The following is a 1,292-nucleotide window of genomic DNA, read 5'->3' as shown; positions in this document are numbered from 1 at the left end:
AAACAATTCCGTGGGATCGCAACACGCTACGATAAACTTTCTCGAAACTTTTTGAGCTTTGCTTTTTTGGCTTCTGCCATGATTTTGTTGAAGTACTTCCACTATGATGAGTTTTCAGACACGCCCTAGTAAAAAGAATGGTTTGAAATTCCTTTTTGGATTCTCGTTTTAAATCTTCGAGATGTTTTCTGAAAATTCTGGTAGGATATAAATACTGTGAACACAGTTGTTTCAGAATTTAACTGACCTTATAATAAAAATGAGCGCGCCAAATTAAATTAAAAGGGGCAAAAACATGAATACAAATCAACAATTAGTAATAAACAATTTTGAAGAAAAATTAAAAGTATTTACTCATGCAGTTAGTGGAGAACTTACAAAGGAAGAAGATTTCGTTATAGCAAATACAGGAATTCCTACTGATACATTCAATATATTATTGCCGAAATCTCCAGATATCAAAAATGCAGTTAAGATTAGACATGGAATCGATAATTTTTCTTATAAAGAATATCCCTTTAGTATTTGGATTGATGCTCAGTATTTAAACGATGATTGGAAAAAACTTATGCAAGAATATGACCTAAAAGAAACGGAACGTAATGTAATGATGAAACTTGAAAATACTCTTAATGTTGGTCAAAGAATTTCCCATCAGCTTATGATTACTAATGTGAAAAATAATGAAGAACTTTTAAAATATATAGAGGTATTTATGAGCTTATTTGAAGGTACACCAGAAAAAGATGCATTAGAAAGTTATTTTAATAAGTTTTCACAAATAAAATTAGGTTCAGAAGTTCAAATGTTTATTGGATGCATAGACGAAATGCCTGTAGCTACTGGTTTATTAATAGAAAGCAAAGATAGTTATGGTATTTATGATGTGATGACAAAAGAAACATTTAGAGGTAAAGGAATTGGCAGTGAAATGTTTCAATTTCTTCTAAATCAAACAAAGGATAAACAAAAACCAGTTGTATTACAGGCTTCAGATGATGGGAAAAATATCTATAAGCGATTTGGATTTATAGATGTCGGAGAAATGGTTGTATTTGAATAAGGGGTTTTCTTATTAAGCTAAAGGGCGCGATTGTTGAGCAACATAGATAGGAAATGATCAAACTTTTTTAGTAACTACTCAGAGGTAGCCTGAGAGCAGACCAAATAGGGGTACGGAGTACCCCTAAACGAGAGGGTTGAACGCATCTTAGACAGTTCGAAACGAGGGCATGAAAGGCTGGCCTTCCAGAGCGCGCCGAATATATTCGAGAATCGGCAACTTCTGTCTT

1 protein-coding gene is annotated in these 1,292 nt (G+C 33.1%); it reads left to right on the top strand.

Going from position 1 to position 1,292, the window contains the following annotated elements:
* The first annotated feature begins 295 nt into the window (after positions 1-295).
* On the top strand, positions 296-1,063 hold the full coding sequence (locus BLO51_RS28340; RefSeq protein WP_090677491.1) for a GNAT family N-acetyltransferase: 768 nt from the start codon (positions 296-298) through the stop codon (positions 1,061-1,063).
* The last annotated feature ends 229 nt before the right edge of the window (positions 1,064-1,292 follow it).

The sequence above is a fragment of the Paenibacillus tianmuensis genome (assembly GCF_900100345.1).
In the GTDB taxonomy this organism is placed as follows: Bacteria; Bacillota; Bacilli; order Paenibacillales; family NBRC-103111; genus Paenibacillus_G; species Paenibacillus_G tianmuensis.
The sequence above is the reverse complement of the archived record's forward strand: the minus strand, read 5'-3'. Positions and strand labels throughout refer to the sequence as shown.

What these genes read in the sequence shown, in the direction of transcription:
- BLO51_RS28340 (WP_090677491.1), top strand. Translation starts at nt 296, where the DNA reads ATGAATACAAATCAACAATTAGTAATAAACAATTTTGAAGAAAAATTA.